This is a genomic window from Shewanella sp. cp20, assembly GCF_000832025.1.
Classification (GTDB): Bacteria; Pseudomonadota; Gammaproteobacteria; order Enterobacterales; family Shewanellaceae; genus Shewanella.
Genome location: NZ_JPII01000029.1, coordinates 28,445 through 42,313 on the forward strand (window position 1 = coordinate 28,445; position 13,869 = coordinate 42,313).

General features: G+C 50.6%; 10 protein-coding genes. 5 read left to right on the top strand and 5 right to left on the bottom strand.

Annotation, left to right across the window (positions count from 1 at the left end; genetic code table 11):
* Nucleotides 1-98 precede the first annotated feature (98 nt).
* From DB48_RS11280 to DB48_RS11290, 3 genes are all read left to right on the top strand, one after another.
* A complete protein-coding gene (locus DB48_RS11280) occupies nt 99-2,123 on the top strand; it encodes a hybrid sensor histidine kinase/response regulator (RefSeq protein WP_235375388.1) in 2,025 nt (674 codons plus the stop codon).
* Nucleotides 2,120-3,214 carry a response regulator transcription factor gene (locus DB48_RS11285; RefSeq protein ID WP_041510390.1) on the top strand — a complete coding sequence of 365 codons (1,095 nt, stop codon included), beginning with the start codon at nt 2,120-2,122 and terminating at the stop codon, nt 3,212-3,214. The genes DB48_RS11280 and DB48_RS11285 overlap by 4 nt, the downstream gene beginning before the upstream one ends.
* A 126-nt stretch (nt 3,215-3,340) precedes the next feature.
* Nucleotides 3,341-3,883 (top strand): hemerythrin domain-containing protein, encoded by a 543-nt coding sequence (locus DB48_RS11290; RefSeq protein WP_041510391.1) that lies wholly within the window; start codon nt 3,341-3,343, stop codon nt 3,881-3,883.
* A 43-nt stretch (nt 3,884-3,926) separates the two neighbouring features.
* Here DB48_RS11290 and DB48_RS11295 read toward each other — a convergent pair whose 3' ends face one another.
* The 5 genes from DB48_RS11295 to DB48_RS11315 form a co-directional block, all read right to left on the bottom strand.
* Nucleotides 3,927-4,118, bottom strand: a complete 192-nt coding sequence (locus DB48_RS11295) for a DUF3545 family protein (protein WP_011864891.1) — start codon at nt 4,116-4,118, stop codon at nt 3,927-3,929.
* A 230-nt stretch (nt 4,119-4,348) separates the two neighbouring features.
* The gene (gene pgi / locus DB48_RS11300; protein ID WP_041510392.1) at nt 4,349-5,986 is read right to left on the bottom strand and encodes a glucose-6-phosphate isomerase; all 1,638 of its coding nucleotides are present in this window, start codon (nt 5,984-5,986) and stop codon (nt 4,349-4,351) included.
* A gap of 13 nt (nt 5,987-5,999) precedes the next feature.
* On the bottom strand, nt 6,000-6,956 hold the full coding sequence (tal, locus tag DB48_RS11305) for a transaldolase (RefSeq protein WP_041510393.1): 957 nt from the start codon (nt 6,954-6,956) through the stop codon (nt 6,000-6,002).
* A 273-nt stretch (nt 6,957-7,229) separates the two neighbouring features.
* Nucleotides 7,230-8,333 carry an OmpA family protein gene (locus DB48_RS11310; RefSeq protein ID WP_041510394.1) on the bottom strand — a complete coding sequence of 368 codons (1,104 nt, stop codon included), beginning with the start codon at nt 8,331-8,333 and terminating at the stop codon, nt 7,230-7,232.
* Nucleotides 8,334-8,581: 248 nt separating this feature from the next.
* Nucleotides 8,582-10,948 carry a phosphoketolase family protein gene (locus DB48_RS11315; protein WP_041510395.1) on the bottom strand — a complete coding sequence of 789 codons (2,367 nt, stop codon included), beginning with the start codon at nt 10,946-10,948 and terminating at the stop codon, nt 8,582-8,584.
* Nucleotides 10,949-11,374: 426 nt separating this feature from the next.
* On the opposite strand from DB48_RS11315, the gene DB48_RS11320 reads away from it, so the two are divergent.
* Both DB48_RS11320 and yaaA read left to right on the top strand, forming a co-directional pair.
* Entirely contained in the window at nt 11,375-12,853 is a 1,479-nt protein-coding gene (locus DB48_RS11320) for an alanine/glycine:cation symporter family protein (protein WP_041510396.1), read from the top strand.
* Between the two features lie 127 nt (nt 12,854-12,980).
* Nucleotides 12,981-13,757, top strand: a complete 777-nt coding sequence (gene yaaA / locus DB48_RS11325) for a peroxide stress protein YaaA (protein ID WP_041510397.1) — start codon at nt 12,981-12,983, stop codon at nt 13,755-13,757.
* Nucleotides 13,758-13,869: the final 112 nt, after the last annotated feature.

Here is a 13,869-nt window from a genome sequence, read left to right on the forward strand (position 1 = left end):
ATCACGGTATTTTGAGCGATTTTTCTAGGCTGGACTATGCTCAATGAAAGGTATTTAGCCTTAATTGTTTATTTTTCGATAGTGGAATGGACTCTAGCGTGTTTAAGGATCTCTCTCAATCTGAATTTATGGACTTCGGCCCAGCCTTGATCGCCCAGCTGGGTAAGTTACAGGGACAGTTTATTCGTGGTGACGATGTACTCTTGCCCCTGTGTCGTGTTCTGGCCGATAGCAGCGGCGCCGAGTCTGTGATGATCTTGTCTCGTCGCCTGCTGGCCTGTGATGAGATGCCCGCCGATGTCACCTGCTGGTGCCGGGATTCTATGCGATATATCACCCTGTGGCGCCAGGTAAAGGACTGGCCGCTGTTGGATGGTCAACGCGGCGCACATCTGTGGCAGCGGTTTGTGGTCTGGCCCATCGAGGGGCTAGACGTCAATATCTTCTTCTATCGCCCGGTCAAGGGCTGGCTGTCGTTTCTCACCTCCTATCAGACCTTTATTGCCGACAGTATCAGCGGCATGTTGCAGCAGCAGAGTCTGGACTGGCAGCAGAGCCGTAATGCCCAGATCATCAAGTCGATCGACACCCAAATGTATCAGTCTATCGTCAGTAACAGCGAGGATATGATAGTGGTCGCCTCGCGTCAGAAGGGGATGGCGCCCGTGATCATGTATGCCAACGCGGCGGCAACCGCCATCAGCCAATATCCCCGCAGTCAGCTTATCGGCAAGTCGATTGAGCTCTTCTTCGGGGATCAGGATGACAAGGCACAGGAACTGCTGGAGGCGATAGAGCTGCGCCTGGAATTTACCGGCGAGCTGGTTTGTTCGACCGCTACGGGGGAGAAGGTGATCCTGCATACCCATCTGATTGCCTTAAACGAGCAGTATGAAGACGGCAGCTTGTTTACCCTGGTGGGGAGGGACATCACAGAGCAGAAGCTGATGCAAAATACCATGGCCCGCACGCAAAAGATGCAGGCCATGGGACAGCTGGTGGGCGGTGTGGCCCATGATTTCAACAATATCTTGGGTGTGCTCAAGGGCAATCTGGAGCTAATGGAGCTCAAGGGCAAGGACGATACCATAGCACGTTACCTGGCCACGGCGCTCAAGGCCTGCCAAAGGGGAACAGATCTCACCCGGCGCCTGCTGCAGTTTTCCCGCCAGGAGCAATTTAGCGCCCAGCCGCTGCAGGTCAATGAGGTGCTTCTGGGCTTAGAGGAGTTGCTGGAGAAGTCGTTAACCACTCAGGTGAGCCTCAATATTTTGCCCCAAGCGTCGATGCGGGATATCTGCGTCGATCGCGGCGACCTGGAAGATGCCCTGATTAACCTGGTATTGAACGCCAAGGATGCCATGCATGGGGAAGGGCAGATCACCATAGCGACAGGTGAGCAGTATCTGTCGGGCTATCTTCCCGGGGTGGGTAATACAGTTAGCACGGATAACCGCGACTATGTGTGGATATCCGTGATCGATCAGGGCCGGGGGATAGCCGATCACCTGTTGGATAAGATTTTCGAGCCATTCTTTACCACCAAGGATAAGAGCAAGGGGACCGGGCTCGGCCTCTCCATGGTGTACGGCTTCGTAAAACGCTCTAACGGTTACATGAGTATCATGCACACAGGCGCAGAGGGCACTGAGATACGCCTGTGGTTTCCGGCCATCAAGCCGGTCGAGCGACAGAGCGAGCGACATCACAAGCCGCTCGAGTATCCCAAGGTCGCGCGGCCCATCAGGGTACTTATCGTCGATGATGAACCCGACCTGCTGGAGGTGCTCTGCGATCACTGTCAGATGATGGGGATGGAGGTGCTGGCCTATACAGACCCTCTGCTGGTCAGGGAGCAGTTTAGCGGCGGCATAGATAATATAGATCTCATCATCTCAGATCTCTTGATGCCAGGCGGCATAAACGGCTATGAGCTGGTGACAGATTTGAGTCGGCACACGGCTATCCCCGTGCTCTTGATCTCAGGTTATGTCGGTGATGTCGGCATCAGTAGCCGGGAAGATCTGCCCTTTAAGGTGCTGCAGAAACCCTTTGATATTAGCGCCTTCGTGCGTGGGCTCGAAGAGATAGGGATTGAGTTTGTACAAGGAGAATTGCGATGAACAACATGGATATTTGGGTTGTCGACGATGACAGGGATTACTGCGAGCTGATCGTCGAGATGTTGCAAGATGAATTTAAGGTGACTCCCTTCTATGGCGCGGCCGATTTTCGTATTGCCCTGCAAAACAGACAACCCGACCTGTTGTTGATGGATATCAACCTGCCCGATACCGATGGCATCACCCTCTGCAAAGAGCTGCAGGAAACAAACCAGGAGGTGGCCGTGCTGTTTGTCTCTGGGATGAATACCTTAGAGGAGCGGCTCAAGGCCTATGAGGTGAATGCGGTGGACTTTATCGCTAAACCCTTTGAGTTAAAAGAGTTACTGGCCAAGGTCCATAGCGTCGCCCACTATGTGATGAAGCAGAGAGAGCTGATTCAGGCGGAGTCAGTCTCCCGCAACATGGCCTTTCAGTCGATGACCGAGTCGTCTCAGTATGGCTGCGTATTGCAGTTCTTTCGCCAGTGTTTTCTCTGTCACGATCACCAGACTCTGGCCGATGCCTTCTTTGACCTGATGCACCAGCTTAATCTCAATACCTGCTTGGAGATACGCGGTGATAGCGTGGAGTATTTTGCGCCTAAGCACGCTGCGATCAGCCCCATAGAGTCGAACATTCTCGAGCTGCTGGACAAACATGGGCGCCTGTATGACTTTGGCTGCCGTACCATCTGCAACGACAAGCATGTCTCCTTCCTGATCAAAAATATGCCGATAAACGACGAAGTGCTCTACGGCAGGTTGCGGGATATTATCGCCGTGGTGGTCGAAGGTCTCGAGGCGCGCGTCATGGATATCGGTCGTCAGCAGACACTGAAACAGGTTTTTGTCGATATCGAAGCACTTATCGGTGACATCAATGCCGCGACCCTTGAGCATGATGAAAGATTCAGTGCCGCCCTCATTAACATGACCACTGAGATCCGCGGCAGCTTTCATGTGCTGGACATGACCATAGAGCAGGAAGATTATTTTACCGCGCTCATCGAGCGTAATTTGAAGGAGGTGAAGTCGGCCTCGCAGGCCTTTACCCGCCTACAGTCCGCGCTGGGCAAGGTGATGGATGTACTGGGGGCAAGCGTACCTTAAGTGATTATTTTATGTTCATTTTTCTTGATCTGAGTCACGTCATCATGGCGGGTTACATATTAGTGTGAGTAAAAGTTCAACAATTGACTATAGTAACTAAAGGCGTCTAGAAGGTTGGAGGTGACGATGTTAGCGAGACTTCATAATGACCATAAACATATCGCGATACTGTTAAATATTCTCAAAAATAAGCAGCAGCGGCTGCAAAATGGTGAGGCCGTCAACTTTAATCTGATCCGAGATATCGTAGAATATATGCAGAGCTATGCCGAGCACAGCCATCACCCGGTAGAGGATCTGATCAACGAATTCTATATTCAGACACACCCTGAAGAGGCCCTGGAAGAGAATCTGGGGGAAGAGCATCATGGCCTCATCGAAAGCTCGACCAATCTGATGACTACCCTAAATCTTATCTTGAGTGACGTCCCGGTACAGAACGAAACCCTGAGTCAGGCGCTGAAGGAGTATGTAGAGGCGCAGCGAAATCACATGATGTATGAAGAGAGTAAGTTGTTCCCCATCTGGGAGGCGGGGATGACCGAGGCGCAGTGGCAGCAGGTGGCCGACAGATGTCAGGAGAAGTTAATTAGCGACCCATTATTCAGCGACGATGACAACCTGCTCTTCGAGGAGTTAAAAGAATATCTGGCCAAGGCCGAAGAGTAACAGACATAAAAATAGCGCCTAAGGCGCTATTTTCTTATCATTTTTACATCAGAAGGTTATCTAAGTCGTATTCGAAACTGCTGTCGATATCCTGAAGCTCTTTAATCAAACGCTGTTTCTCTTTGATAGCCTCTATTTCGCGCCATTTTCGCTTCTTGTTGGAGCTTCGCGAACGACTGTTGGGTCTTTCAATGACGGTATCATCTAGCGCACTACCATAATCTAAGCGATTCATGGCAACCTCCTGTTGTTGTATTTTTTCTCAACAATTAAATATCACACTTCCAATTTATGGTGCAAGAAAAATGTTTCAATAATGTTAAGTTGGGATGAATCATTTGTGGCGTGACAGCTGTTTTTTTTGCCCGTGGGATGGGCAAAAGGTGAGGCTTGCTGGTGGATGTTACTGCAAATAACAAAAAAGCCAGTGAAACTGGCTTTCTTGTTGGCTAACTTTTGGCGAGCTTAAATGTGGCCGCGTCTAAAAAGATTGATGAGAGCGTTGCTAGAGGCATCTAGTGCCTTAGCCTCTTCATTGCTCTGAAGACGAGCGAGTACATCATTGCCCAGGGTCTTGCCTAACTCGACGCCCCATTGGTCGAAGGAGTTGATGTCCCACAGTGCACCCTGAACAAATGTTCTATGTTCGTACAGGGCAATCAGGGCACCCAGTGTTTCCGGCGTCAGCTTGTCCATCAGTAGGGTGTTGCTTGGCTTGTTGCCATCCATCACCTTGTGCTTAGCGATCAATGCCTTCTCTTCTTGGCTCAACGAGCTACCGTCGAGTTCGGCAAGTGCCTCATCGAAGGTTCTGCCTTGCATCAGGGCCTGGGTCTGCCCAAAACAGTTTGAGGCCAGCTGAACATGGTGTTCACCGAGGGGGTTATGGCTCTGCAGCGGCAGAATAAAGTCTGCCGGGATCAGTGCCGTGCCTTGGTGTAACAACTGGTGATAGGCGTGTTGACCATTAGTGCCTTCGCCACCCCAGATCACCGGGCCGGTTGCATGGTCGACGCTGTCGCCGTTGAGGGTGACAGATTTACCATTACTCTCCATGTCCAGTTGCTGGAAGTAGGCTGGCAGGCCTCTGAGGTAATGATCATAGGTCAGTACCACATGGGACTGTGCCTGATAGAAGTTGCCATAGAGCAGGGAAAACAGCCCCATGATCACCGGCATATTCTGCTCGAGAGGCGCCTCGACAAAATGCTTGTCCATCGACTTGGCACCGGCCAGCAGCTGGTAGAAGTTGTCCATGCCTATGAGCAGGGCGATAGGCAGGCCAATCGCCGACCAGAGTGAATAGCGGCCGCCGACCCAATCCCACATAGGGAAGATGTTATCCGCATCCATGCCAAATTCGGTCGCCTTAGCCACATTTGAGGTCACGGCGACGAAATGCTTGGCGATATCCGCTTGAGTGCCGCCATTTTCCAAGAACCAGGCCTTGGCACTCAGGGTATTGGTCAGCGTCTCCTGGGTGCCGAAAGACTTGGACGACATCACGAACAGAGTGGTTTCCGGATCCACCAGACGCAGCTTCTCACACAGTGAGGTGGCATCGACGTTGGCAACGAAGTGGCACTTCAGCGCCGGATTCCAGTAGGGGCGCAGCGCCTGAGTGACGATTTTAGGGCCAAGGAATGAGCCGCCGATACCTATGCTAACGATATCTGTGATTGCCTTGCCCGTATAGCCTTTCCACTCGCCCGAGGTCACGTCTGTGACAAACTTGGCCATCTTGGCCTGAGTCAGTTTTACCTCGGGGACGATATTTTGGCCGTCTACCAGGATCACCTCGTCGGCCTCGGCTCTGAGGGCGGTGTGCAGTACGGCGCGCTTCTCTGTGTTGTTGATGATCTCGCCATTAAACATGGCGCGGATCTTATCGCTTAACCTGGCAGACTTAGCCAATTCAAACAGTTGTGCCAGTGTCTGCTCATCGGCTCGGTTCTTGGAGTAGTCCAGCAACAGTCCACATGCCGACAGTGACATCTTGTCAAAGCGCTGTGGATCGGCTTCAAAGAGCTCGCGCATGTGGGGCAGCTTGGCGGTTTGTGCTTCAAGCTGGGCCCACGCATCTTGCTGAGTAAGCTTAGTCATGACGTCTATTCCCTTAGGCTTCGAGTTCGGCTTTTAGCATGGTTTCAAGTTTGCCCTGGTCGATGGCAAAGTTGCGGATACCTTCGGCAAGCTTCTCAACGGCCATAGGATCTTGGTTGAACTCCCAACGGAACTCGGCTTCGCTGAGGGCGGCACCCGGAGCAACGACTTCGCCTGCTGGTTTCAGCTTTTGAACGACAGGCGTGTCACTGTTTGCCATCTCTTCAAGTAGTGCAGGGCCAATTGTCAGGCGATCGCAGCCAGCAAGTTCGATGATCTCACCCGTGTTGCGGAAGCTGGCGCCCATCACAACCGTGTTGTAGCCATGACGCTTGTAGTAGTTGTAGATGTTAGTGACCGAGACAACGCCTGGATCTTCCTCGGCGCTGTAGTCCAGGCCGGTATCCTTCTTGTACCAGTCGAGAATACGGCCGACGAAAGGCGAGATCAGGTAAACACCGGCTTCGGCACAGGCTCTGGCCTGGGCGAAACAGAATAAAAGTGTCAGGTTACAGTTGATGCCTTCTTTTTCCAGCTCTTTGGCGGCGCAGATCCCTTCCCAGGTTGAGGCCAGTTTGATCAGGATGCGAGACTTGTCGATGCCTGCCTCTTCATAAAGCTTGATCAGCTTGTGCGCCTTCTCGATAGAGCCAGCCTTGTCGAATGAAAGACGAGCGTCCACCTCTGTCGAGATGCGGCCTGGAACAATTTTTAGGATTTCGAGGCCGATGTTGACCGCCAGTTTGTCGCCGGCATCTTCAACCTGCTGCGCCAGATCGTCGCTCTGAGACTTAGCCCATTCGATGGCATTGGCAATCAGGTGCTTGTATTCAGGAATTTGGGCTGCTTTCAGGATAAGAGAGGGGTTGGTGGTAGCGTCTTGTGGTTGATAACGCTTGATGGCTTCGATGTCACCGGTATCGGCGACTATGGTGGTGATAGATTTGAATTGCTCGAGTGTATTAGCCATGAAAATTACATCCTTCTTAAGAAGCAGCTTAAGTGTGTGGTTTACTAACGGCTATTAGACGCGATTTTGCCGATATTTCCAACCATGAATGAAAAAAAATTACAGAAAAGTTGCTAAATATCAGTAAAAGGCATTTTAGCCATTGCCGTATAGCCGGGCTGATGTTTGGGCTAAACGGACTTAGAGTATAACCATTAAATTATGACAGGAAAAAAAATCGCTGCCTAAGCAGCGATTTTTATTGAGGTCGATCATTAAGTTAATCGTAAAGACTTACTTTAGAATCGCCTCTTTACGTACACCCGTAACGTGGGCTTCGATGCGACGGTTAGCCTTGTTGGCTTCTGCGCTGCTGCCTTCGATCAGTGGCTGAGTGATACCATAGCCCTTAGCGCTGACGCGATCTTGGCTGATACCGTACTTGCTGACCAGTAGCTCGGCAACGGCGTTGGCACGACGCTCAGACAGATCCATGTTGTAGTCAGGGTTACCTACGTTAGAGGCGTGACCACCGATCAACACGGTTGCGCGTGGTTTTTGGTTCATATAATTGGCCAGCTTTTCGATTTGGCCATAAGACGCAGAGTTCACCACGGCAGAGTTATTGGCAAAGCGAATTGAACCCAGTTCATGCTTCTCGGTGACTTCGCGGTAAAGGGTACAACCGCTGGCATCAACCTTATGATTGCTCGGCGTGTTGGCACATTGGTCTTTATCGTCGGTCACGCCGTCGTTGTCTGAATCTTTTGGTTCAACAACCACAGGTGCTGCAACAGGTGCCGGTGCGGTGCGACCGAAGCGGTAGCTTAGCTCAAGGCCCCAGTAGTTGCTTTCCATCTCAAGGGTGTTCCACTTGTCTTCGTCGAGATTTTCATAACGACGATACTTAGCTTGCAGCTTGAGGTTGTCGGTAAAGTTGTAGCCGATACCTGCACCGAAGTATGGTGCAACACCGCTGTCGCTGTAGTACTCGCTACCCCACTGTTTGTTGTTAGACAGTAGGTAGTTCATTGCACCGGCTTCGGCTGACAGGCTCCAACGGTCGGCAAATGGCCAGAAACCTACTAGGCCGAGTGTCATACCGCGAGCACCGACGTCGTTAAGTTTGTTGGCATAGTCGACCCATTCGGCGCGGCCCAGGTCACGATAGCCCAGTTCGACACCAAAATAGTCGTTAAAGAGGTAACCACCAAATACATCCCAAGCATAAGGATCGTCTTCACCACATTGCTTCATGGTCTTCTGATCGCAGTTAGGCTCGTAATTGTTTACGCCTAAACCGCCACCGACGTACCAAGGGGTGAGTTCTTGTGCTGCATTGGCTGCAAATGGGAGCATTGATGTAAGCAGAATAGCTTTCAATGTATTGTTCATCATTTTCCAATTCCTTTGTTTTACTATCTTTCCCCCATGCTGTTTTTATCCTGTAAAAACATGCCAGCACTTTGTGGGGGGATTCCTTTGGTATTATCGCTAGCCTTTGTATTATCTTACGCGAATATAGAAATTGCCATGAATAACGGGCAAATTTTTTAGGATTATTGGTCGATAGGTAATAAAAAAGGCGTTTCCGCTAGGAATCGCCTTTTTTCTAGTAGAATAATTAACTTAGCGTTAATCTATTCTTAACGTGTCCAGACCCAGTTTTCGATGCTTTCAGGGTCTACACCGTTGGCCTTGATGTAGTTACGGTGGTCAACCAGACGCTGAAGCATGTCAGTGGTGATGGCGACGTGTTGTGTCTCGTCGATCACACCCTGTTGGAATAGCTTGTAAGCCATATCGATAACCAGGTGGTAGCGAGAAGTACCGTTACGCACGCCCATATCGAATGGTGTTGTGGTTGAACCTTCCTCTTCATAACCCTTGATACGGAATCTGTGGCTACCCTTGTAATCGAACACCAGCTTCTTGATAGTGTTTGGATAACCATGGTAGTTGAAGACCACGCCTTTATCGGCGGTGAAGATCTCATCCATCATCCAAGGCTTGCTTTGGAACTTACGGCTACCCAGACCGCTGCTGGTTAGCTCGGTTACGCTCACGAAGCGCACGCGGACTCTTGGTAGTAGTTCACGCAGGATGACCAGAGAAGCCATACATTCCTGGGTCACATAGTCACCACAGCCTGCCAGAACGACGTCTGGGTTGTCGTCAGAGGCGAAATCCCACACCATGACGCCATCTTTAGCCTGTTGACGTGCTTCGTCCAGTGTCAGCCATTGTGGCAGCTCTTTCTTACCGGCAGCGATGATGTTTAGCTTATCGCGGTCGGCGAAGGCACGCTCGGTGTAAACCAGTGTCGAGTTGGCATCTGCTGGCAGATAAGCCGAGATGATCTCTGGGTGTTTCTCAAGCATAGCCCCAAGGAAAGAAGGGTTCTGGTGAGAATAACCGTTGTGGTCTTGACGCTCTAGCAGTGAAGAGAGCACGACGTTACAAGAAGGCACAGGCTTACGGAAGTGTACGCCCTGGCTGGCATAGACATACTTACAGTATTGGTCGGCCATAGAGGACACTACTTGTGAGAAAGACTCATAAGTTGGGAACATGCCGTGACGACCCGTTACTGTGTAGCCGTGTAGCATACCGAACAGCAGGTTTTCAGATAGCAGCTCGAGTACACGACCATCGCGAGACATATCTTCGTCCCAGCTCTCGATAGGCCATTGCCATGCACGATCTGTCTCTTCAAATACAGCCTGTAGCTGGTTAGAGTAGGTTTCGTCAGGGCTGAAGATACGTAGGTTACGCTGATCTCTGTTGAGCTTGAACGCATCACGCATCCATTGACCCATCTTCAACATAGAGTAACCACGCTGTCCTCTTGGTGTTTCCGCACCGTAGGCCAGGTCTTCAAGTTTAGGGTTGTTCAGTGAACGCACCACTTCGCCACCATAGCTAAGGTGCTGACGACCACAGCAAAGCTCTTTTGGAGGGAGCAAAGATTGGATATCTTTATCGAAGACGATTTGGTTTTGCTCATTGATGCTATAAAGTTCGCTGAACTTGTAGCTGGCAAGCCATTGGTCTAAGGCCTCAAGGTGTTGCTTATCTTTAGCACACTTGTTGACGATAACCTGGTGAGAGTCACAGTTACCTTCCAGCTTCTTACCATTGTCTTCGGCTACACCAGTCCAGCCTTTTGCGGTGCGCATCAGAATCACTGGCCAACATGGCTTAACGATATCTTCGCCGCTACGCGCTTTAGTCTGAATCGCGTCGATCATGGCATAGGCTTCATCCATTGCCTTGGTCATCTGTAGGTAGACATCTTCTTCAAGGTCGCTGTCGACGATGATTGGGTGATAGCCGAGACCTTTAAATTCCAGCTCAAGTTCTTCGTGACTCATGCGTCCCATACGGGTTGGGCCAGAGATCTTGTAGCCGTTGATGTGAACGATAGGCAGTACGGCACCGTTGTTTGCCGGAGAAACCAGACGGTTAGCGTACCAAGAAGCTGCTAGTGGGCCTGTTTCAGATTCACCGTCACCGATAAGTACGGTAGCGATGAGGTTAGGGTTATCCAGTACGGCACCCCAGGCAACAGAGAGCGAGTAACCTAGCTCACCACCTTCTAGGATCTGACCCGGTGCTTCTGGGTTAGCGTGAGAAGGATAGCCATAGGCAGCTGAAAATTTCTTACAGATATCTTCGATACCAGTCTCGTTGTACGGAATCGTCTCTGGGTAGAAGTGACTCAGCGATCCTTCCATAAACAGGTTAGCTTGTACTGCTGGGAAGCCGTGGCCTGGGCCGACAAGGTAGAGGAAAGGACGGTTGGTTTTCTTGATGAGACGGTTGACGTTAGCGTAGACGAAGTTGATACCTGGACAAGTACCCCAGTGCCCTAGCAGTCTGGGTTTGATGTCGCTATGTTCTAGCGGACGCTTGTGCAGTACGTTCTGCTTTAGATAGATTTGCGAGGTGGCCAGGAAGTTGGTCGCTCTTACAAATTTCTTTAGTGCGGTGATCTCTTGCTGTTGTGACATAAATAACCCCATTTATAGTAAGCAATAAGTTAATCAAAGCTCATGTGAGGCACTATATTTGTAATTTTATTACAAAAATGTGTTCAATATCTTATTTTTGAAAAGTCGTTAAATTTACTGATTGTTAAATTTTTGGTGGTAAACACCATGTTAGTTACGTTAATACAGTAGCTTATTTATGTCTGATTGCGTGATGCCAATGTCATGTAAATGGGTAAGTGTGATCTGTATCACATGGTGCTTTTTTGATGGTATGCTATTTTGGCGTGTCGAATTCGGCAGGCATGTTGTTTTGGCATCATGAAAGGATAATTCGAAAAGAAAATCCTGCCGAAATTATTCGATCAAATTGGGAAGGAAATTTAACAAAGATGGCGGCTTGTTTGGCTATGCCGCCATAAACGTCCTAAAGGTGATAGAAGTTCTATGTTTGAATCTGTATTAAATTTAGTCGATTCGACTATCAACGCGGTAAACGGCATGCTGTGGGGCAGTGTGTTGATTTACGTGCTGGTCGCTGCGGGCGTGTTGTTTACATTGAGATTGGGCTTTATCCAATTACGTATGTTTGGTCATGGCAGCAAGCTTGTGCTGCAAGGCCGTGAGAAAACCAATGGCATTTCCTCGTTCCAGGTGTTTTGTACCTCTATGGCGGCGCGTGTGGGAACGGGCAACATGGCTGGCGTCGCGGTGGCAATCACAGTCGGTGGCGCCGGCGCCGTGTTCTGGATGTGGCTCATCGCCCTGCTTGGGATGGCGACTGCCTTTATCGAGTCGACTCTGGCTCAAGTCTATAAGGTAAAAGACAGCGACGGTCAGTATCGCGGTGGCCCGGCCTATTATATGGAGCAGGGCTTGGGCAAGCGCTGGATGGGCTCGCTGTTCTCGATATTGCTGATCATCGCCTTCGGTTTTGCGTTCAACGCCGCCCAGGCCAACACCATGACTGATGCACTCAACAATGCCTTTGGGTTAGATAAGACTATGGTGGGTCTGGTGATTGTCGCAGTTGCGGCCTATATCATCAGCGGTGGTCTGAAGAAAGTGGCTAAGGCTTCTGAGCTTATCGTGCCTGTGATGGCGGTGGCTTATTTGGCTATCGCCTTGGTTGTGCTGGTGATGAACCTAGATCAGGTGCCTGCGGCGCTGGCCTATATCGTGAAGAGTGCCTTCGGTTGGGAAGAGGCCGCCGGTGGTGCCATGGGCGCCATGATGGCGGGGATCGCCAGGGGACTCTTTTCTAACGAAGCGGGTATGGGCAGTGCGGCCAATATCGCGGCGTCAGCATCACCAAACCCTAACCATCCAGCCTCTCAGGGCTTCGTGCAGATGATCGGCGTATTCGTCGACACCATAGTCATCTGTAGCGCGACTGCCGCCATCATTTTGCTGTCAGGCGTCCTTGATGCGCCGGGCGAGCAGAAGGGGATCGGCCTGCTGCAGTTGGCGCTCACCAACGAGGTGGGTGGATGGGCAGCCTATTTTGTTGCCTTTGCCATCATACTCTTCTGTTTCTCTTCTATCATAGCTAACTACAGCTATGCGGAGAGCAACATCCTGTTCCTGAGCAAGAGTAAGAAGGTACTGTATACCTTCCGTGCCTTGGTGTTGGCCATGGTCATGGCGGGGTCGGTTGCCTCGTTGCAGCTGGTGTGGAATTTCGCCGATGTCTCCATGGGTATGATGGCGCTGGTGAATATTGCCGCCATCGTCATGCTTTCTAAGGTGGCTTTTGCGGTGATCAAAGATTATGAGCTGCAGCTAAAGGCGGGCAAGGTGCCAACCTTCGATGCGGCGCATTTCCCCGAGCTTAATGGTCTGGATGAGAAGATCTGGAAGGGTAAGCCGAGTGCGGGGGTACTGGCTAAAGAAGAAGATGAGTCGGTTGCCGTCCCAGAGGTATAGGGATATTGGGTTAATCGTGGCTTTCTATTAGTTCTATCTAAAAAACCACGTCCTTTGGGCGTGGTTTTTTATTGTCTGCGTCAGTATGATAGTCACCTCGCTTAATGTTAGAAATAAAGGATAATTTATGCTGATCTTAGTCTCTCCGGCTAAAACCCTGGATTATGAAACGCCAGCAAGTACCCAAACCTTTACAATGCCTGCACTGCTCGAACACAGTGAAGAGTTGATCAAGGTGTGTCGAGAGCTAACACCAGCAGATATTGCGTCTTTGATGAAGGTTAGCGACAAGATTGCCGGTCTCAACGCCGCGCGCTTCGCCCAGTGGAACAGAGACTTTAACTTGGATAATGCGAAGCAGGCGCTGTTTGCCTTTCGCGGCGATGTCTATACGGGGCTGGATGCCGATAGTCTGTCTGAGGCGAGCCTTGAACGCGCGCAGCAGCATCTGCGCATCTTATCCGGACTCTACGGCCTACTGCGCCCCCTAGATCTGATGCAGGCTTATCGATTGGAGATGGGCACTAAGCTGGCTAACGGCCGAGGAGCTAATCTGTATCAGTTTTGGGGCGATATTGTTACCCAGGAAGTTAATAAGGCGCTGGCTGAGCAGGGGGATGATATCCTGGTGAATCTGGCGTCGAATGAATATTTCAAGGCGGTGAAGCCAAAGCAGATCCAGGGACAGGTGATCACGCCAGTCTTTAAGGATAAGAAGAATGGCCAGTATAAGGTGATTAGCTTCTTCGCCAAGAAGGCCCGCGGCATGATGGTGCGTTATATGCTGGATAATCAGGTGAGTCGCTATGATGAGCTGATTAAGTTCGACACAGCCGGCTATTACTACAGCGAGGCAGACTCGAGCGTCAATGAGCCGGTATTCCTTAGGGAAGAGCAGGCTTAATGTCAGGTAAGAATTGAATCGAAGCGAAAGTCTACTCTCAAGCTAAGCCAGTTAATGGCTCAGCAAGCGCGACAAAAAAAGCAGCCATAGGCTGCTTTTTTTGTCTGTCGCC

Bases quoted from the DNA above. Each gene is read 5' to 3' on its own strand.
- DB48_RS11285 (WP_041510390.1), top strand. From the start codon at position 2,120: ATGAACAACATGGATATTTGGGTTGTCGACGATGACAGGGATTACTGC.
- DB48_RS11290 (WP_041510391.1), top strand. From the start codon at position 3,341: ATGTTAGCGAGACTTCATAATGACCATAAACATATCGCGATACTGTTA.
- DB48_RS11295 (WP_011864891.1), bottom strand. From the start codon at position 4,118: ATGAATCGCTTAGATTATGGTAGTGCGCTAGATGATACCGTCATTGAA.
- pgi (WP_041510392.1), bottom strand. From the start codon at position 5,986: ATGACTAAGCTTACTCAGCAAGATGCGTGGGCCCAGCTTGAAGCACAA.
- tal (WP_041510393.1), bottom strand. From the start codon at position 6,956: ATGGCTAATACACTCGAGCAATTCAAATCTATCACCACCATAGTCGCC.
- DB48_RS11310 (WP_041510394.1), bottom strand. From the start codon at position 8,333: ATGATGAACAATACATTGAAAGCTATTCTGCTTACATCAATGCTCCCA.
- DB48_RS11315 (WP_041510395.1), bottom strand. From the start codon at position 10,948: ATGTCACAACAGCAAGAGATCACCGCACTAAAGAAATTTGTAAGAGCG.
- DB48_RS11320 (WP_041510396.1), top strand. From the start codon at position 11,375: ATGTTTGAATCTGTATTAAATTTAGTCGATTCGACTATCAACGCGGTA.
- yaaA (WP_041510397.1), top strand. From the start codon at position 12,981: ATGCTGATCTTAGTCTCTCCGGCTAAAACCCTGGATTATGAAACGCCA.